General features: G+C 34.2%; 18 protein-coding genes and 1 pseudogene. 8 read left to right on the top strand and 11 right to left on the bottom strand.

All coding sequences use genetic code 11. From position 1 onward, the window contains the following. Position 1: 1 nt before the first annotated feature. Genes P5P90_RS08510 through P5P90_RS08500 form a run of 3 tightly spaced genes read right to left on the bottom strand, consistent with a single transcriptional unit; the run spans position 2 to position 2,491 of the window. Positions 2 to 1,339 carry a TolC family protein gene (locus P5P90_RS08510; protein WP_278034305.1) on the bottom strand — a complete coding sequence of 446 codons (1,338 nt, stop codon included), beginning with the start codon at positions 1,337 to 1,339 and terminating at the stop codon, positions 2 to 4. Beyond that, positions 1,339 to 1,938, bottom strand: coding sequence for a TetR/AcrR family transcriptional regulator (locus P5P90_RS08505; RefSeq protein WP_278034304.1), 600 nt, complete (start codon positions 1,936 to 1,938; stop codon positions 1,339 to 1,341). Before P5P90_RS08505 ends, P5P90_RS08510 begins: the two co-directional genes overlap by 1 nt. A 31-nt stretch (positions 1,939 to 1,969) precedes the next feature. Continuing rightward, positions 1,970 to 2,491: a YceI family protein gene (locus P5P90_RS08500; RefSeq protein WP_278034303.1), complete on the bottom strand. Its 522-nt coding sequence runs from the start codon at positions 2,489 to 2,491 to the stop codon at positions 1,970 to 1,972. Between the two features lie 205 nt (positions 2,492 to 2,696). On the opposite strand from P5P90_RS08500, the gene P5P90_RS08495 reads away from it, so the two are divergent. Together P5P90_RS08495 and P5P90_RS08490 are read left to right on the top strand one after the other, a co-directional pair. Further along, entirely contained in the window at positions 2,697 to 3,671 is a 975-nt protein-coding gene (locus P5P90_RS08495) for a polyprenyl synthetase family protein (protein ID WP_278034302.1), read from the top strand. 46 nt (positions 3,672 to 3,717) lie between these two features. Beyond that, positions 3,718 to 4,068 (top strand): hypothetical protein, encoded by a 351-nt coding sequence (locus tag P5P90_RS08490; protein WP_278036498.1) that lies wholly within the window; start codon positions 3,718 to 3,720, stop codon positions 4,066 to 4,068. Between the two features lie 364 nt (positions 4,069 to 4,432). Here the strand turns inward: P5P90_RS08490 and P5P90_RS08485 are convergent, their stop codons facing one another. Then, positions 4,433 to 4,618, bottom strand: coding sequence for a hypothetical protein (locus P5P90_RS08485; RefSeq protein ID WP_278034301.1), 186 nt, complete (start codon positions 4,616 to 4,618; stop codon positions 4,433 to 4,435). Between the two features lie 348 nt (positions 4,619 to 4,966). Then, positions 4,967 to 5,512 (bottom strand): hypothetical protein, encoded by a 546-nt coding sequence (locus tag P5P90_RS08480; RefSeq protein ID WP_278034300.1) that lies wholly within the window; start codon positions 5,510 to 5,512, stop codon positions 4,967 to 4,969. A gap of 115 nt (positions 5,513 to 5,627) precedes the next feature. Here P5P90_RS08480 and P5P90_RS08475 point away from each other — a divergent pair, with 115 nt between their 5' ends. From P5P90_RS08475 to P5P90_RS08460, 4 genes and pseudogenes are all read left to right on the top strand, one after another. Next, complete coding sequence (locus tag P5P90_RS08475; protein WP_278034299.1) at positions 5,628 to 8,417, top strand: 2-oxoglutarate dehydrogenase E1 component; 2,790 nt, start codon at positions 5,628 to 5,630, stop codon at positions 8,415 to 8,417. 83 nt (positions 8,418 to 8,500) lie between these two features. After that, on the top strand, positions 8,501 to 9,727 hold the full coding sequence (odhB, locus tag P5P90_RS08470; RefSeq protein ID WP_278034298.1) for a 2-oxoglutarate dehydrogenase complex dihydrolipoyllysine-residue succinyltransferase: 1,227 nt from the start codon (positions 8,501 to 8,503) through the stop codon (positions 9,725 to 9,727). Between the two features lie 268 nt (positions 9,728 to 9,995). Beyond that, entirely contained in the window at positions 9,996 to 10,412 is a 417-nt protein-coding gene (locus P5P90_RS08465) for an endonuclease domain-containing protein (RefSeq protein ID WP_278034297.1), read from the top strand. A 30-nt stretch (positions 10,413 to 10,442) separates the two neighbouring features. Next, positions 10,443 to 11,225 (top strand): annotated as a pseudogene (locus P5P90_RS08460) (ThuA domain-containing protein). 67 nt (positions 11,226 to 11,292) lie between these two features. Here P5P90_RS08460 and P5P90_RS08455 read toward each other — a convergent pair. The 6 genes from P5P90_RS08455 to urtA form a co-directional block, all read right to left on the bottom strand. Next, positions 11,293 to 11,991 (bottom strand): ATP-binding cassette domain-containing protein, encoded by a 699-nt coding sequence (locus tag P5P90_RS08455; RefSeq protein WP_278034296.1) that lies wholly within the window; start codon positions 11,989 to 11,991, stop codon positions 11,293 to 11,295. A 49-nt stretch (positions 11,992 to 12,040) separates the two neighbouring features. Then, positions 12,041 to 12,811 (bottom strand): ATP-binding cassette domain-containing protein, encoded by a 771-nt coding sequence (locus P5P90_RS08450; protein ID WP_278034295.1) that lies wholly within the window; start codon positions 12,809 to 12,811, stop codon positions 12,041 to 12,043. 15 nt (positions 12,812 to 12,826) lie between these two features. After that, positions 12,827 to 13,834 (bottom strand): urea ABC transporter permease subunit UrtC, encoded by a 1,008-nt coding sequence (gene urtC, locus P5P90_RS08445; protein WP_278034294.1) that lies wholly within the window; start codon positions 13,832 to 13,834, stop codon positions 12,827 to 12,829. An 18-nt stretch (positions 13,835 to 13,852) separates the two neighbouring features. After that, positions 13,853 to 14,746 carry an urea ABC transporter permease subunit UrtB gene (gene urtB, locus P5P90_RS08440; protein WP_278034293.1) on the bottom strand — a complete coding sequence of 298 codons (894 nt, stop codon included), beginning with the start codon at positions 14,744 to 14,746 and terminating at the stop codon, positions 13,853 to 13,855. 75 nt (positions 14,747 to 14,821) lie between these two features. Then, positions 14,822 to 15,595, bottom strand: a complete 774-nt coding sequence (locus tag P5P90_RS08435; protein WP_278034292.1) for a hypothetical protein — start codon at positions 15,593 to 15,595, stop codon at positions 14,822 to 14,824. A 41-nt stretch (positions 15,596 to 15,636) separates the two neighbouring features. After that, positions 15,637 to 16,851 carry an urea ABC transporter substrate-binding protein gene (urtA, locus tag P5P90_RS08430; RefSeq protein ID WP_278034291.1) on the bottom strand — a complete coding sequence of 405 codons (1,215 nt, stop codon included), beginning with the start codon at positions 16,849 to 16,851 and terminating at the stop codon, positions 15,637 to 15,639. Positions 16,852 to 17,108: 257 nt separating this feature from the next. On the opposite strand from urtA, the gene ureA reads away from it, so the two are divergent. Continuing rightward, positions 17,109 to 17,411, top strand: a complete 303-nt coding sequence (gene ureA, locus P5P90_RS08425; RefSeq protein ID WP_278034290.1) for an urease subunit gamma — start codon at positions 17,109 to 17,111, stop codon at positions 17,409 to 17,411. Next, positions 17,408 to 17,767: an urease subunit beta gene (gene ureB / locus P5P90_RS08420; RefSeq protein WP_278034289.1), complete on the top strand. Its 360-nt coding sequence runs from the start codon at positions 17,408 to 17,410 to the stop codon at positions 17,765 to 17,767. Before ureA ends, ureB begins: the two co-directional genes overlap by 4 nt. Positions 17,768 to 17,771 lie beyond the last annotated feature (4 nt).

Below are 17,771 nucleotides of genomic sequence, written 5' to 3'. Positions count from 1 at the left end.
GTTAGTTGTTTATTAATGTTTTTAGTTCGCCTTTTGATTTAATTAGTTTGATTTCTGCCAGTTTATAGTCTAAAACGGCTGCTGTATAGTTATTTTGTGCTTCTATTGATGCGTTTTCTGCATCTAATAAGTCGGTTAATGATGCTAATCCTTGTAAATAGTTGTTGTTGATGTTCTTTAAAATTTCATCCGCAAGTCGCATGTTTTCTTTTTGGTTTTCAAGCGTGATGATGCTATTTTCGATTTGTGTTATAGCATTTTTATAATCTAAATCCAATGCTAATTGGGTGTCTTTAATGTCTTCTTGTACGGTTCTAAGTTGAACATCAGCCTGTTTTACTTTAGCTTTGGTACCAAATCCTGAAAAGATAGGTACTCTTAAATTTAATCCAATTGCTGAGAAATCAGACCAATAAACACCATCAGAAGGATTGGTAAACCAAGGCATTTTAGGGCCTTGCCCCAAGTAATTGTAACTAGCCGAAAGCGATAGTGTAGGGTAGTAAGCGGCTAGAGTTGCCTTTTTTTGTAATACCAATAATTCTTCTTGTTTTTTTAGTAATAAATATTCAGTACGATTAGCTGTATTTGCTTCTGTAATGGCTAGAGGAGTAACTTCAAACTGGGTTTTCGGAATAATAATTTCAGTATTCATAGGCATTCCCATATAAAATTTCAACGCATTTTCTTGTAATTGTACTGCATTGATAATTTGTTGTTTCTGAGTGTTAATGTTCGATACATTTACAGTCATTCTGTCCAAATCAATTTTTTTAGCCAGTCCATTATCGTATTTTCCTTTTACAATATCACGAACTTTAGTAGTTGTTTTTAAATTTGTTTCAACCAAAGCTAATTTTTCACGAAGGATATATACTTGATAGTAATTGTTTGCTAATCTTTCAATTACTTCTTCTTCTGTTAATTGATTGTTGATTTGGTAAAATTCACGAGTCGTTCTGGCTGCTTTCAATCCAGTAAAAACAGATTGGTCAAATAAGTTTTGAGTTAATGAAACTCCAGCAGATGATGTCCATTTTTGCCCAAAAGCTGCTTGTATTGTAGTCCCTGGTGCGTTAAATGCAGAACCATCAATAACCGTAGTTTGAAGGATAGGATTGTAAGTTAGGTTCCCATTGGCAGAAATTTGTGGTAAAGCTCTGGAACGCACTTCCTGAATTTGATATTCACTGTTTTCCACTTTTAATTGTGCTTTCTTTGCATCTGCTTTGTTTTCAAGTGCGTATTTAATCGCATCTTTGAGTGTCAGCGTAGTTTTTTCTTGGGCATTTGTAATAGTTACAAAAGACAAAAGTGTTAATATTAGTAATTGCTTCATTATTTAGTTGTATTAAGTAAGTTTTTTTCTAGTTCTATAATTCCTGCTTTTGTAGCCATAGCTCGGGTGTGGTATTCTAAAGCTTCTAATTCAATTCGTTGCGCTTCGATTTCTGAACTAGTGTTTTCGTTAATATGGAAAATTAATATGTAATAAAATTTTACATAAGTTTCAATGTCAAGGTTTTCTCTGTATAAACCTTCAGCGATTCCTTTTTTTATATTTTCTCTAAACCAGTGTTCACATTGATTTATTTCTTGTTCTAATACTCTTTGATAGATCTCAGGATAATGTTTTTTTAATTGATATATAGGAGAACTATCGGTGTTGCTGTTAAATAGTTCTTTGAACATTTCTTTAATTTTGAAGTTTTCATGTATTGCATTGTATTTTTCTGCAACAACAGATTCTATTAATTTATGCACTTGTTTGTGAACAAGAGCGGTGCTTTCTTGTATTAAAACTTCTTTGTTGCAAAAATATTTGTAAATTGTTTTTTTAGAAATACACATTTCTCCTGCTATATCGTCCATAGTAATGCTTTTAAAACCAAGTTTTAAAAACATATCACTCGCTTTAGCAATAATTTTGTCTTTCATTTTATTTTAAATCTAATTTAGGGAACTTTTCTTAAATACTAAATTCTACATTAGCTACTAGTTTTATATCTTGACCTATACTAAGTCCGTTGTTGCTGTTGAATGAATTATAGGCTAGTCCAAAATCTTTTCTATTAATGTCGGCAGTGAGTTCAACCGCAAGTTTTTGCTCCCCATTTATATATTCTCTTTCTATAACTTCCACATCTAGTTCAACTGATTTAGTTATGTTTTTTATAGTTAAGTCTCCTTTTAAAAAATTGATGTTCTTGTTAATTTTTTGAAAAGAAGTCGATTTAAAACTAATTGTTGGGTATTGGTTTACGTCAAAAAAATCATTTAGTTTTAAATAGTTGCTAAATTGTTCCAGTTTTGATTCTCTGTTTTTTACGTCCAGTGAAAAAGCGATAGTGGCATCTTCGATTTCATTGTTATTAAAATTGGCATGACCTTGAAAATTGTTGATTGTTCCTCCTAAATAGGCAATTATTGAGTGTTTCATTCTAATTAAAACATCGGATTGCTTCGAATTAATTTTCCATTTTGTTTTCATACTTTCTTCTTTTGCAGTATTTAATGGTTTTTGTTTTAGCTTTTTAGGACTAGCGAATTTAATTGTTAAAATTTTTTGCAAATATAGAGCGGAAACTTTTAACACCAAAATAGTTTCTGTTGTTTTTATGATAATTTAACATTTCATTGATAAACGAAGTTTGTTATCCAATGGGAATGCTGTAAATTAGCCCAAAATTAAGTTTATGCACGCCGTAAGTCAGTATCAGGAATTTGTAGCCGAATATCTTCAATCACAGTTAGTGATAAAAGAACCGAAAAATTTATACGAACCTATACATTATATATTGGGTCTTGGAGGGAAAAGAATTCGTCCGGTTTTAACTTTGATGAGTGCAGAAATCTTTGATGTTTCTTATGAGAAAGCTTTACCCGCTGCTTTAGCGGTAGAGGTTTTTCATAATTTTTCTTTAGTTCATGATGATATTATGGACGATGCGCCTTTGCGAAGAGGAAATACAACAGTGCATGAAAAGTGGGATATCAATACAGGAATTTTGTCCGGCGATGCGATGCTGATTTTGGCGTATCAGTATTTTGAAAAATTCGAGCCCGTTATTTTTAGGGATTTGGCTAAGTTGTTTAGTAAGACAGCTTTAGAGGTATGTGAAGGTCAGCAATGGGATGTGGATTTTGAATCCAGAAATGATGTGACTATTCCTGAGTATTTAAAAATGATCGAATATAAAACTGCTGTTCTTGTAGCTGCGGCTATGAAAATGGGGGCAATTATTGCGGAAACTTCAGAGGAAAATGCAAACTTGATTTACGATTTTGGTTTGAATCTGGGAATAGCATTTCAGTTACAAGATGATTATTTGGATGCTTTTGGAGATCCGGAAACTTTCGGTAAACAAGTTGGCGGTGATATTATAGAGAACAAAAAGACTTATTTGTATCTGAAAGGGATGGAGTTTGCTAATGGAGTTGATAAACAGGAACTGGCTGATTTGTTTTCGGTTCAAATGGAGGAAAATGAAGCTAAAATTGCGCAGGTAAAAGAGATCTTTCTAAATTCAGGTGCGGCAAAAGCAACACAAAAAGCTATTGAAGCATATACTTTTAAAGCATTCGAAACTTTGGAAAAAATGGATATAAATTCTGAAAAGAAAAATATTCTAAGAGTCTTTGGAGAAGGGTTGATGGGACGCAAGGTATAATTAAATCAATTGAAAGGAATTTTAAGAATAATAAATAAATGTAATGATGTTCATAGCCCCAAAAAATTCCGATTTATTGCTTAGTGAAGCAGAAAAAGAAAAGCTGTATCTTAAATTAATCGAACAATTAAATAAAGATTTTAATCTGGCTAATGAAGGTGTCGATTTTCCTATGAGTATTTCTCCTAATGAATTAAAGATTCAGTTGCATGAGAAAATCTACCGACTGATTCAGTACAAGTTCGCTGAATATCTGAATTTACTTTATGTTATTGATGTTTCGGAAGATGAGGTTAAAAAACTAGACGGTTCTGATTTAGTGGTTCTTGCTGAAGATGTCGCTTTTTTAATCCTGAAAAGAGAATGGCAAAAAGTCTGGTTCAGGAATAAGTATTAATTATAAATGTGCTGATAAATAATAATTTACAGGTCTTATTTGTTATTTGTGTAGTTTTAAGAATAATTTTGTATAAACAATTACGTGCAAAAGTGTTTCTCTATAAACAACCCTTTCTTTTAACCATTACCCGAAAAGAGTTAGATATTTAATGTGACAAAAGATATAGTTTTACAAACGACCTCCTTGTTATCCCAAAACAATCACCAAATCCAGACTAAAAAAACACAAATTAAATTAATGATAATATAAAGCTACAAAATGATTGGCAATGATATTGTTATTTTATAGATTCAAAAAAATGCCTCGAAATATCGAGGCATTTTTTTGAATCTATAAAAGAGTAAGTTATTCTTAGTTTAGCTCAACATTTTTTGCCATTTTTTTTGCATTTTGCCATATCCTCTTTCGAGCATTTTTTATGATCTTCCATTTTGCATTTTGCTGTTTCTTTTGTTTTTTCGCTTTCTTTTGCTACAGGTTTTGTTTGTTGTGCGTTAGAGCAAATTGTAAATAAAGCGATTGCTACTAGGGTAATTATTTTTTTCATTTTTATATTTGAATTAAAATTTTTAATGTTTGATTATATTTTTGGAATCATTCCGAAAATTATAATTCAAATATAAAAATATAAAAAATTAATAATAAAAACAGGTTTAAGTTAATGTTTCCTTGGGAAATAGGTTTTGTTTTTTTCTGATTTGCAATAATTTTTGCACTTCTTTTTCTTTTCGAAGTTTTGATTTTTACCGCATATATTCCGGAACCTATGTTGTTAATTGGAATATGAATATTGTCTTGTTCTCTGTCTTTAAATATTCCATTTTGCAATTGATTCCCTGAATTCACAGTTGAATCTAACGTATTATTTCGGATGATTAGCGTTTTATATTGCAGTCTAAAAATAAAACCTCACAAAAGGCATAAAAGCATCACTATAAGCGCTTTTGTTTTCATCGTGTAAAACATTGTATCTAACGCCAATTGTTACGTTGCCATTTCGGTAACCAGTACCTAAAAATAATCCGGTATTCCAAAAGTTGCTGCTAAAATTATTGTTGCCAATGCCGTTAACATTAACTCTTAATTGTTCTAATTCGGCCGAAAGTTGGATTTCAGGTAAAGGGTTGAATAAGGTGATAAGGCTTCCGCCATATAAGTTGGAATCATGAGAATCTTTCACTTTAACATAGGTATATTGAGCACCTAAACCTACAGCGAAATAGTCGTTAACATTGTAAATGGCACTTGGTGCAATAGAAATATCAGTATATCGATTGCCAAAACTCAATCCTAAGCCACCTCCAAATTGTACTTTTTCCCAAAAATTAGGGCCTGATTCAAAATTAGAGTTTTGGTTTTGAGCGGATAAGGAAGAGGTGGATAATCCTAAAAGTGTGATCCAAATGACATGAAATAGAGCAATCGTATGTTTTTTTGCCATAAGTGTTTAGGGATTTAACATTTTAACAGTTAAAAGTGTTTTAATTTTCAAGTAAATTTAGTTGATTATTGTACTTTTGCCAAACTATTTTAACAAAAGTATATTCACTAACATTATGGATAGGTTTTCATTTTTAAATGCAGCGCATACCGAATTTTTCGCTCAATTATACGATCAATATTTAGAAAATCCAGATAGCATCGAGCCTAGCTGGAGAAGTTTTTTTCAAGGTTTCGATTTTGGAATGGAAACGTATAATGACGAAAATCCAATTCAATACAGCAGAGAAGTAGCTCCAGCAGCTTCAGTATCTTCAAGTTCTGTGGATAATAGCGCTATTTCAGAGCACCTTCAAAAAGAATTTAAAGTCGTAAAACTTATCGATGGATACCGTTCAAGAGGGCATTTGTTTACTAAAACAAATCCCGTTAGAGAACGTAGAACTTTTTCTCCAACACTTGATATAGAAAATTTCGGACTGTCTTCAGCTGATTTGAATACCACTTTTGATGCAGCCAAAATTTTAGGTTTACCACCTTCAACTTTGTCTCAAATTATTAGTAATTTAAAAACAGTTTATTGTCAGCATATTGGTATCGAGTATATGTATATTCGTAGACCAGAAATTGTAGACTGGATTCAAGATCGTTTAAATATCAACGAAAACCGTCCAACATTTACTGCTGATGAGAAAAAGGGAATTTTAAATAAATTAAACCAAGCGGTTTCTTTCGAGAACTTCTTGCATACAAAATACGTAGGTCAAAAACGTTTCTCTCTTGAAGGAGGAGAATCGATTATTCCAGCTTTGGACGCTTTGATTGAAAGAGCTGCCGAAAAAGGTGTAGAACAATTCGTAATGGGAATGGCTCACCGTGGTCGTTTGAACGTTTTGGCGAATATCTTTGGTAAATCGACTCAAGATATCTTCAGCGAGTTTGACGGAAAAGACTACGATCAGGAGTATTTTGACGGCGACGTAAAATACCACTTAGGACTTACAGCTGACAAAATCACTAAGTCAGGTAAAAAAATCAACATTAACTTAGCACCAAACCCTTCTCACCTTGAGACTGTAGGTGCGGTTATTGAAGGAATTACCAGAGCAAAACAAGATAAATATTTCCCAAATGATTTCTCTAAAGTGTTGCCTATCGCTGTTCACGGTGATGCTGCAATTGCAGGACAAGGGATTCTTTATGAAATCATTCAAATGGCTCAGTTAGATGGTTATAAAACAGGTGGAACAATTCACATTGTTATTAATAACCAAGTTGGATTTACAACTAACTATTTAGATGCTCGTTCATCAACTTATTGTACGGACGTTGCCAAAGTAACTTTGTCGCCAGTATTACACGTAAATGCGGATGATGCTGAGTCTGTTGTTCACGCTATGCAATTTGCATTGGATTTCAGAATGCAATTTGGACGTGACGTTTTCATCGATTTATTAGGTTATAGAAAATACGGTCACAACGAAGGTGATGAACCTCGTTTTACACAACCAGTATTATATAAAATTATTGCTAAGCACAGAAATCCAAGAGATATTTATGCTGAAAAATTATTATCGGAAGGAATCATTGATGCTAATTTAGTGTCAACTTTAGAGAAGGAATACAAAGACGACTTAGATCATAATTTAGAAGCTTCTCGTAAAAAAGATTTGACTATCATCACTCCGTTTATGCAGGATGAATGGAAAGGATTTAAGCAGGTTTCTGACGATGTAATGTTACAAAAAGTAGATACAAAAGTAGATAGAGCTACTTTGGATTCTATTATTAATACCATTTCTTCTTTACCGGAAGATAAAAAATTCATTAACAAGATTAGAAAAATTGTTACTGATCGTAAAGTAGGTTATGACAACAATACGTTAGATTGGGGTACAGCCGAAGCCTTAGCTTATGGTACTTTATTAACCGAAGGATTTGATATTCGTATTTCAGGACAAGACGTAGAGCGTGGAACTTTCTCTCACCGTCATGCGGTAGTAAAAGTAGAAGATTCTGAAGAAGAAGTAGTATTGTTAGATGCTATCGAAAACAAAAAAGGGAACTTCCGTATTTTCAACTCATTCTTATCGGAATATGGAGTATTAGGATTTGATTATGGTTATGCATTAGCTAATCCAAATTCTTTGACAATCTGGGAAGCACAATTTGGGGATTTCTCAAATGGTGCCCAAATTATGATTGACCAATACATCTCTTGTGGAGAAGATAAATGGAACAATCAAAACGGTTTGGTAATGTTATTACCTCACGGATATGAAGGGCAAGGTGCTGAGCACTCTTCGGCACGTATGGAGCGTTACTTACAATTATGTGCACGTCACAATATGTATGTTGCCGACTGTACAACTCCGGCTAACTTCTTCCACTTGTTAAGAAGACAAATGAAAACAGATTACCGTAAACCATTGGTAGTATTCTCTCCAAAAAGTTTATTACGTGATCCAAGATGTGTATCTACAGTTGAAGAATTAACAAACGGAGAATTCCAAGAAACTATAGACGATACAACAGTAAACAAAAAAGAGGTGAAAACTTTGGTTTTCTGTACAGGTAAATTCTACTATGATATCGTTGCCGAAAGAGAAAACAACGGACGTAATGATGTTGCAGTTGTTCGTATCGAGCAATTATTCCCATTACCTGTTGAGCAATTAAAAGCGATTATTGCACAATATCCAAATGCAGATGATTATGTTTGGGCTCAGGAAGAACCTAAAAACATGGGAGCTTACACGTATATGTTGGCTAACTTTGATCTGGTTAAATGGAGATTAGCTTCATTAAAAGCGTATTCAGCACCAGCAGCGGGAAGTTATACAAGAGCTAAACGCCGTCATGCTGATGCCATCAGAATGGTATTTGATAAAAATTTATTTAGATAAAAAATTAGTTTAAAGTTTAAGGTTTAAAGTTACGCTATTGTGCTTTGAACGTTAAACGATCCAAACCTTAAACAAAAAGAAAGATGATTTTAGAAATGAAAGTCCCATCACCAGGGGAATCTATAAAAGAAGTTGAGATTGCAACTTGGTTAGTAAAAGACGGAGATTATGTTGAAAAAGATCAAGCTATTGCTGAGGTAGATTCAGACAAAGCTACTTTAGAATTACCTGCTGAGGCAAGTGGTATTATCACTTTAAAAGCAGAAGAGGGTGATGCAGTAGCAGTAGGAGCAGTAGTTTGTCATATTGATACTGCAGCAGCTAAACCATCAGGTTCAGTTCCAGCAGCGGCTCCGGCAGCAGCACCAGTTGCTGAGGCACCAAAAGCAGCTCCTGTACCAGCGGCTCCTGCAGCACCAGCAGCTACTTATGCTACAGGAACTCCATCTCCAGCAGCTAAAAAAATATTAGATGAGAAAAACATCGCGCCTGCAACTGTAACAGGAACAGGAAAAGGTGGAAGAATCACTAAAGATGATGCAGTAAACGCTGTTCCATCTATGGGAACTCCTACAGGAGGAAGCCGTGGAATCGAGCGTACTAAATTGTCTATGTTACGTCGTAAAGTAGCGGAGCGTTTGGTTTCTGCTAAAAACGAAACTGCGATGTTAACTACTTTCAATGAAGTAAACATGACACCTATCAACCAATTGCGTAATGAATACAAAGATGCATTCAAAGCAAAACATGGTGGTGTAGGTTTAGGATATATGTCATTCTTTACAAAAGCGGTAACAAGAGCTTTAGAATTGTTCCCTGATGTAAACTCGATGATGGACGGTGATCACAAAATTGGATTTGATTTCTGTGATATCTCTATCGCAGTGTCTGGACCAAAAGGATTAATGGTTCCTGTTGTTCGTAACGCTGAGAATTTAACTTTCCGTGGAATTGAGGCTGAAATCAAAAGATTGGCTTTAAGAGCTCGTGATGGTCAAATTACTGTTGATGATATGACTGGTGGTACTTTTACAATCACTAACGGTGGTGTATTTGGTTCTATGTTGTCTACTCCAATCATCAATCCTCCACAGTCTGGAATTCTTGGAATGCACAACATTATCGAGCGTCCTATCGCTGTAAACGGTAAGGTTGAAATCCACCCAATGATGTACATCGCTTTATCTTATGACCACAGAATTATCGACGGTCGTGAGTCAGTAGGTTTCTTAGTTGCTGTTAAAGAAGCTTTAGAAAACCCTGTTGAATTGCTTTGTGGTGGAAACCCTAAAAAAGCATTTGAATTGTAATTCAAAAATGTCATTCTGAGCGCAAGCGAAGAATCTAGATATAAATCCCAAATTCCTCCCGATGCTTCGGGGTTGGTGTTTGGGATTTTCTTTTTATATTCGGGTATGGTATGATGCGTAAAGAACACCCCGCCCTGCGGGCACCCCTCTTAAAAAGAGAGGAAGTGTAGTGTGTAATTCGAATGTGAAATTTTACGAGGGTCTCTTCCCCTCCTTTGGAGGGGTGCCCTTAGGGCGGGGTGGCTACTATCTATAAATAAGTCAGATTATGAAACCTGAAATTCTTACTTATATTCATGAGAAACCTATTTACAGGAGAAGTATCGGATTATTGCCGTACAATAAAGTATTATCCGACAGAGCCAGGGCTTTGCGAAAAGCAGGAGTTTTGTCAGAAGTTATTTTTTGGAGACAAGTACGGAATGATACTTTTTGGTCTGTTGATTTTGACAGGCAGAGAATTATAGGTAGTTTTATTGTTGATTTTTATGTAAAATCTCTCGGTTTGATTATAGAAATTGATGGTTCGAGTCATAATGATAAAGAGGAATATGATGCTGTGAGAGAGGAGTTTTTTATTAATTTAGGATTGAATGTTTACAGGATTTCTGATTTTAGAGTGAAACACGATTTAGATAATGTGATGAAAGAATTAGAGAATTATATTATTCAGGAATTCGGTTGATTATTATAAAAACGAAATAAATAAAAGAAGATGAAAATAAAATTATTGTTGCTTACGCTTGTGTTTGGTTTGACCACTGCTTTTGCCAATCCGCCGGCTAAAAAACGAATTTTGGTTTATACTAAAAATGGTAAAGGCTATGTACATAAAAACATTGCTGCCAGCGTTGAAGCTTTGAAAAAGATTGGCGAAGCTAATAAATTGATTGTAGATGTTTCCGATGATCCTTCGGTAATGACTAACGAAAATTTGGCTAAATACAGTTGACTTGTGTATTCGAATACCAATAATGAAATTTTTGATACCGAAACACAGCGACAGGCTTTTGCAACTTATATTCATCGTGGAGGAAGTTTTGTAGGGATTCACAGTACTTCAGGTTCAGAGAGAGCCTGGTCCTGGTTTACCGCTATGGTAGGAGGAGTGTTTAAAAAACACCCCGCTTTTCAGTCTTTTGATATTAAAGTAATTAATAAAAAGCATCCTTCAACAGTTATGCTTCCGGAAATCTGGACAAAAGAAGACGAATGTTATTATATGGAAGAACTTAATCCGGGTATTCAGATACTTTTGGCTGCTGATTTACGAACTGTAAAAGATGATAATAAAGCGACTTATCCGGGACGTATTTTTGGGGATAATTTTCCATTAGCCTGGTGTCACGAGTTTGAAGGAGCCAGAGTGTTTTATACGGCTTTAGGGCACGATGCTAAGGATTATTCTAATCCGGTTTATCTGGCGCATTTAAAAGGTGGTATTTTATGGGCTTTAGGAGTAAATGGAAATTCTCAGAAGCGAGAGACCAAAAGATAGTCCGGATAATAAAAAGCCTTCATTTATTGACTATAACGAAGGCTTATATAATAGTTGTAATTAAGAGTTATAGTTTGATACTCTCTATAACCGATGCTCTGTTTTCATTTGTAATAAGGCCTTCTTTTGTTATTTGCCCGCCTTGAAGAAAGTAGTAGGAGTTTGATAACTCAAGAGCAAAACCAACAAATTGTTCAACTAAAAGAACAGATACACTAAGCTCTGAAGTAATTTTTTTTAATATTCTGCCAATTTCCTGAACAACATTAGGCTGAATTCCTTCAGCAGGTTCGTCCAGTATAATCATTTTTGGATCTATAACGAGCATTCTAGCAATGGCAAGTTGTTGTTGTTGTCCACCACTGAGCATTCCTCCTTTTCGTTTACTTATTCCTTTTAAGTCAGGAAAATAATCATAGCCCACTTCAAGAGCTTTTTTTAAATTCATTTTTCGTACTTCGCAGCCTAATAACATGTTTTCTTCTACAGTCAAATATGGGAAAATCATTCTTCCTTGGGGTACGTAACCAATTCCCATTTGAGAAATGGTTTCTGAATCTAATTTAGAGATTTCTTTTCCCTCAAAAATGATCTCACCATTAGATGAAGGCAGTAATCCCATGATAGATTTAAGAAGTGTTGTTTTTCCGGCTCCATTACTACCAATTATAGAACAAATTTCATTTTTAGGTACCTTAATGTTGATGTCGTGAATGGCTGCGGTTTCATCTGAATATCCGGCGGTCAAATTTTTTATTTCTAACATTTTTATTGAATTATAATGGTGTGAATTAAAGGGATGGGTTTTTGTTGTTTTATTTTTGTCTTCCCAGATAAATTTCAATCACTTGTTGGTTGTTTACAATTTGATCAAATGTGCCCCGGTCAATAATCATTCCTTCGTGCATAACAAGAACGGATGTCGAAAAATTGCTTACAAATTTCATGTCGTGCTCTACCACAAAAACGGTTCTTTCTTCGGCAATTTGAGTAAGTAATTCGCCGGTTTTATCGCGTTCATTAGGAGACATTCCGGCAATAGGTTCGTCTACTAACAGTAATTCCGGTTGATTAATAATAGACATGGCAATTTCTAACCATTGTTTTTGTCCGTGTGACAATGAACCACTAATGACATATTTATATTCTAATAAATTTAGCTTTTCAAGTGTTTCGTCTATAATTGCTTCCTGCTCACCAGATATTTTATAATTAAAGAGATACCAAATTGTCTTTTTTCCTGAAATCAGGGCGAGTTTCATATTTTCATAAACCGTTTGTGTATTAAAAATAGTTGGGTTTTGAAATTTCCGGCTAATTCCCATATGTACAATGTTTTCCGGTTTATTGTTTTGGATATGGGCATCACCTTTATAAATAATTTTTCCTTTAGATGTTTTTACTCTTCCGCAAATGGCATCCAAAATGGTAGTTTTTCCAGCTCCATTAGGGCCAATAATAAATTGGACACCTTTAGCAGGGAAATCAATGTTAATGTTATTTAATGCTTTGTAACCATCAAAATTAACTTCAACATCATACATACCTATAATTGGGTCTACTAATCTGTGTAATTTCTTATTCATTTTGAGCTTTGTTTATTATTTTTTGGAACCATTTTTTTCAATTAAGCTACCTACAATTCCTTTAGGAACAATTATGGTTGCGGCTATGAAAAGAAATCCATAGAAATACCACCAGTACTCTGGCATAGACTCAGAAAAACTTGTTTTTGCATAATTGATAATTATGGCTCCTACAATAGGTCCTAGTAAAGTGGCTCTTCCACCAATAGCTACCCATATTACAAATTCGGTAGACATTAAAATACTCATTATAGACGGAGAAATGATTCCAACAATTGGAACAAATAAGGCTCCTGCTACACCCGCTATTGCAGCTGAAGTGGCAAGTGTAAGGATTTTAAATGAATCAGTCTGATATCCTAAGAACCTAAGTCTTGTTTCACGGTCTCTGATGGCTTTGATAATGATTCCTCCATGTGTTTTTAGCATGAATTTTACAATAAAGTAGATGGCAACTAAAAAGAGAACCGTAATAATATATAATATTTTAATTAAAATCGGGTCGCTCAATGAAAGGCCAAATAATCCGTTAAAACCAGTGATCCCATTAGAACCTCCGGTGAAGCCTTGCTGTCCTACAAAGAGGATAGACATGATTAAAGTTATCGCCTGACTAATGATGGTAAAATATACTCCTTTAGTTCCTGATTTAAAAAGAGGAATTCCTACCAGTAAAGATAATGTTACAGGTAAAATAATTACCATAGCCAAAGCAAAAGGGAGGTATTGAAATGGTTTCCAGAACCAGGGTAACGTTTCTATTCCGGACCATTCCATAAAATCAGGCAGTGGCTGGGATTGTAGTTTCAGATACATTGCCATAGCATATCCGCCTAATGCAAAATAAACACCATGTCCAAGACTCAAAATACCGGTATAACCCCATAAAAGATTGATAGATATCGCAACTATGGAAAAGACTAAAAATTTACTTAGTAATGAAAGACGGAAATCAGAGAAGACAAATATTGGGATAATTACCAATAAAGCAATTGATAAAATAAAGATTGTTTTTTGTTTCATTTTTTATAATTCAAAAGATTAATCAATAGTACGGTCTTTCATAGGAGATAGTCCCTGAGGTTTGTATTGAAGTGTAACAAGCACTAAACATAAAATAATCACTTTGGCCATACTCGAAGTAGTAAAGCTTTCTATAAAAGGGCTACTGATTCCAATTAATAGTGCTCCAAGAATAGAGCCTCTAAGGCCTCCTATTCCTCCCAGGATCACTACTAAGAAGGTATCTATAATATAATTTTGACCTGTAGATGGTCCGATGGAGCCAAGCATTGAAATACAAATTCCGGCAATTCCGGCAAGACCGCAACCAAATGAAAAAGTAAAGGAATCGGCTTTCTTTGTATTGATACCAATGCATGCGGCCATAGAACGATTTTGCATTACCGATTGTAAAATTCTGCCTTTTGGGGTTTTATATATAAAATAATATACAAATAAACATACCATAACAGATATAAAGATGATTAAAATCCTATTGTAAGGCAGAGTGATATTTTGTGTTATTTTCCAGCCGTTGTTTAGTATTTTAGGCATCGGAGCATTTACGTTATTAGACCCGAAGATGTTTCTTGCTATTTGCTGCAGAATTAAACTAACTCCCCAGGTAGCTAAAATGCTGTCTAAAGGTCTGGCATATAGTCTTTTTATTATAAATTTTTCAACTAGGAATCCTATCCCGAAAGAGAGTAAAAAAGAGAGTAAAAAGGCTATAGCTAATGTAGTCCAGGAACCTTCACTACCAAAAACTAAACTCACAATGTAGCTGCTGTAGCATCCAATCATTATAAATTCGCCATGAGCAAAATTGATGACTCCCATCATCCCGAAAACAATACTCAATCCAATTGCTGTAAGTAAAAGAATTGAACTGATACTTAATCCATTAAATAAAAATGGTAGAAATTCTCCCATAACTTTTTGTATAAAAGGCAAATTGATTACATCGGTTTAATATTACTTCTGTAATCTATTTGCTAGAATTAATTTTTAAAATAAAGTAACGCCCAGTAATCCTGTCATTGTATGATTAATTGGGCTGGCAACTGCTCCTGCGCTTGCTTTTATGCTATAATTATCAGTAATTTTTATAGGTTTACTAATATTAACTCCGATTTCGTTAAAACCTGAGCTTTTAGCATCTGTTACAGCTTTATCTGTCCATTGCCAAAAAGTATTACCATTATCACTGTTTAAAGCAAAACCATAAGAAACATAAGGAGTAACAGTAATGTCATTCTCTAAACTAAAGTTATAAGATGCTTTAAAATATGAAGAGTATGTTTGAGAACCATCAGTATTTCTGTCTCTACCTCCAATAATTGTTGCAAGAAATAAATTTAAGCCTGTTTTAGGTACCGAATAGCCAACTGATAAATCAAAGAAGTGTCTGGTACCTTTTCCTAAATGGAAATAATTGGCTTGTGTGTGATTTCCGTATCCGGCATATGCAGGAGAGGCGGTATAATCACTATAATTAAATATATCCCATAATGAAATTGTAAAGCCTGATTTTGAATAAGAAATATAAGTATCTACATCTTTCCATATTCCGGCTAATCCATATCCATTCCAGGTACCTACTTCCAGTCCTCGGTATTTAAAACTGGCTTGTGCAGCTATAATTGGGTCTGGGCCAACAGCATATCCTCTCCAGTACCATTGATTATGAAGGGAAGCGGTGAAGTCAAATTTTCCTTTTTCTTGTGCGAAGAACAGAGTTGTGCTTAATAAAGCAACAAGTGTGAATAATATCTTTTTCATATATGGTCGTATATGGGTGTGTTTTTAGTGTGTTTTTTTAGTTATTGAATGTTTCCCGGAGCAATAACTTTTTTAGTTGTTGCAATGCTAGGGAAAGGGTCGGCTTTAATCATTTCAGGTGATTGATACATAATGTCAAATTGACCTTTGTCGTTTGCTTTACCAATCATGAAGTTTTTAATTGTGTGATTTGTAACAGGGTCAATTGATACTTTTCCTTCAGGTGCGTCAAAGCTAACTCCTCCAATAGCTTTTTGTACCTCTGCAGGTTCAAATGATTTTGCTTTTTTAACTGCCTCAGCCCAGATATATACTCCAAAGTAAGCAGCCTCAATAGGGTCATCGGTAACTTTGTCGGCACCATATTTAGCCTGATAAGCTTTAATGAATTTTTCGTTTGCCTCTCCTTTCGTACTCATGAAATAGTTCCAGGCAGTTAATTGGTCTTTCATAATATCTACACCAATTCCTTTTAATTCTACCTCGGCAATTGAGAATGACATGCAGGTTACAGCCGGAGCAACTAATCCGTTAGATTTCATTTGTTTGAAGAAACCAATGTTACTATCACCATTAATAGTATTCAATACAGCATCGGCACCTGAGTTTTTGATTTTTTGAACTATAGAGGAAAAATCAGTATGTCCCAGTGGAGCATATTCTTCTCCTACAACTTCATAGCCTTCTTTTTTAAGTTTGGCTTTGATAATTTTGTTAGCTGTTCTTGGGAAAACATAATCTGAACCTACTAAGAAGAATTTTTTCTTTCCTTCTTTAATTAAATAATCCACAGCAGGAAGGATTTGTTGGTTAGGAGCTGCTCCAGTATATATTATATTTTTGGAAGCTTCCATTCCTTCGTACTGAACAGGATAGAATAAAAGGTTGTTTTTAGTTTCAAAAACCGGCAAAACAGCTTTTCTGCTAGATGAAGTCCAGCATCCAAAAACAGCTTTTACTATGTCCTGATCGATTAATTTTGTAGCTTTTTCGGTAAATGTTGGCCAGTCTGAAGCACCATCTTCTACGATTGGCTCAATTTTTTTTCCTAAAACACCTCCTGCGGCATTAATTTCTTCTATTGCTAAAAGGGTAGCGTTTTTACAGTCTGTTTCGGAAATCGCCATTGTTCCGGATAAAGAATGTAGAATACCTACTTTTATTGTTTCGCCGCCTTCGTTGCTTTCAGAAGAACCGTTTTTTTTACATGAAGCAAATAATGCTAAAGCCGTAAATGTCAAAATGATTTTTCTCATAAGTTTTTATTTATTTTTGGTTATTGAGGCGGTAAAATTATAATTATTTTAATAAGACCCCTAAAAAAATAGGGGGTTGGCGGTAAGAATTATGGTATTTTTATTTAAAGACCCCTATTTTTTTGTATTTTATTTTTGAAATGATTTTTTTTGAGAAAATAATATTTAAGGGTATTTAATTGAAAATGTTAATCCAAAGATTCGGATTTCAATAAAAAATAATGATATTTTTGTAATGTAAAGATTAAATATAGACCATGCACTTAAGCCCAAAAGAAACAGAAAAATTACTCTTGCATCTGGCCGGAGAATTAGCTCATAAAAGAAAAAAGAGAGGACTTAAATTAAATTATCCCGAAGCAATTGCTTTAATAAGTTCAGAACTTTTAGAGGCAGTAAGAGACGGTAGAACTGTTGCCGAACTTATGCAATATGGGACTACAATTCTTAGTCGTGAAGATGTAATGGAAGGAGTACCGGAAATGATACATGATATTCAAATTGAAGCTACTTTTCCGGATGGAACTAAATTAGTAACCGTTCATAATCCAATTAAATGATACCAGGAGAATATATTTTAAAAGAAGGTGCTGTTGAAATTAACAGCAATAAAAGAACTATAAGTCTGGAAGTAGTTAATACCGGCGACCGTCCAGTTCAGATTGGTTCTCATTTTCATTTTTTTGAAGTCAACAAAAAAATGGATTTTGACAGGATGAAAGCCCTTGGAATGCGATTAAATATTGCTGCCGGAACTGCAGTACGTTTTGAACCAGGTGAAGAGAAAGAAGTAGAATTAGTTGAAATAAGCGGAACCAAAACTATTTTTGGATTTAATAATTTAATTGATTCCAATATAAACTCAATAGATAAAGAATTAATTCAGGAGAAATTAAACCAATTTCTAAAACCTTAGATTT

It is taken from the genome of Flavobacterium nitratireducens (assembly GCF_029625335.1).
Classification (GTDB): Bacteria; Bacteroidota; Bacteroidia; order Flavobacteriales; family Flavobacteriaceae; genus Flavobacterium; species Flavobacterium nitratireducens.
This window is presented reverse-complemented; position numbering and strand designations above follow the sequence as displayed.

Coding starts and splice junctions, on each gene's coding strand:
- ureB (WP_278034289.1), top strand. CDS start 17,408: ATGATACCAGGAGAATATATTTTAAAAGAAGGTGCTGTTGAAATTAAC.
- P5P90_RS08505 (WP_278034304.1), bottom strand. CDS start 1,938: ATGAAAGACAAAATTATTGCTAAAGCGAGTGATATGTTTTTAAAACTT.
- P5P90_RS08500 (WP_278034303.1), bottom strand. CDS start 2,491: ATGAAAACAAAATGGAAAATTAATTCGAAGCAATCCGATGTTTTAATT.
- P5P90_RS08475 (WP_278034299.1), top strand. CDS start 5,628: ATGGATAGGTTTTCATTTTTAAATGCAGCGCATACCGAATTTTTCGCT.
- urtA (WP_278034291.1), bottom strand. CDS start 16,851: ATGAGAAAAATCATTTTGACATTTACGGCTTTAGCATTATTTGCTTCA.
- P5P90_RS08490 (WP_278036498.1), top strand. CDS start 3,718: ATGTTCATAGCCCCAAAAAATTCCGATTTATTGCTTAGTGAAGCAGAA.
- urtB (WP_278034293.1), bottom strand. CDS start 14,746: ATGGGAGAATTTCTACCATTTTTATTTAATGGATTAAGTATCAGTTCA.
- P5P90_RS08435 (WP_278034292.1), bottom strand. CDS start 15,595: ATGAAAAAGATATTATTCACACTTGTTGCTTTATTAAGCACAACTCTG.
- P5P90_RS08495 (WP_278034302.1), top strand. CDS start 2,697: ATGCACGCCGTAAGTCAGTATCAGGAATTTGTAGCCGAATATCTTCAA.
- P5P90_RS08455 (WP_278034296.1), bottom strand. CDS start 11,991: ATGTTAGAAATAAAAAATTTGACCGCCGGATATTCAGATGAAACCGCA.
- P5P90_RS08485 (WP_278034301.1), bottom strand. CDS start 4,618: ATGAAAAAAATAATTACCCTAGTAGCAATCGCTTTATTTACAATTTGC.
- odhB (WP_278034298.1), top strand. CDS start 8,501: ATGATTTTAGAAATGAAAGTCCCATCACCAGGGGAATCTATAAAAGAA.
- urtC (WP_278034294.1), bottom strand. CDS start 13,834: ATGAAACAAAAAACAATCTTTATTTTATCAATTGCTTTATTGGTAATT.
- P5P90_RS08450 (WP_278034295.1), bottom strand. CDS start 12,811: ATGAATAAGAAATTACACAGATTAGTAGACCCAATTATAGGTATGTAT.
- P5P90_RS08465 (WP_278034297.1), top strand. CDS start 9,996: ATGAAACCTGAAATTCTTACTTATATTCATGAGAAACCTATTTACAGG.
- ureA (WP_278034290.1), top strand. CDS start 17,109: ATGCACTTAAGCCCAAAAGAAACAGAAAAATTACTCTTGCATCTGGCC.
- P5P90_RS08510 (WP_278034305.1), bottom strand. CDS start 1,339: ATGAAGCAATTACTAATATTAACACTTTTGTCTTTTGTAACTATTACA.
- P5P90_RS08480 (WP_278034300.1), bottom strand. CDS start 5,512: ATGGCAAAAAAACATACGATTGCTCTATTTCATGTCATTTGGATCACA.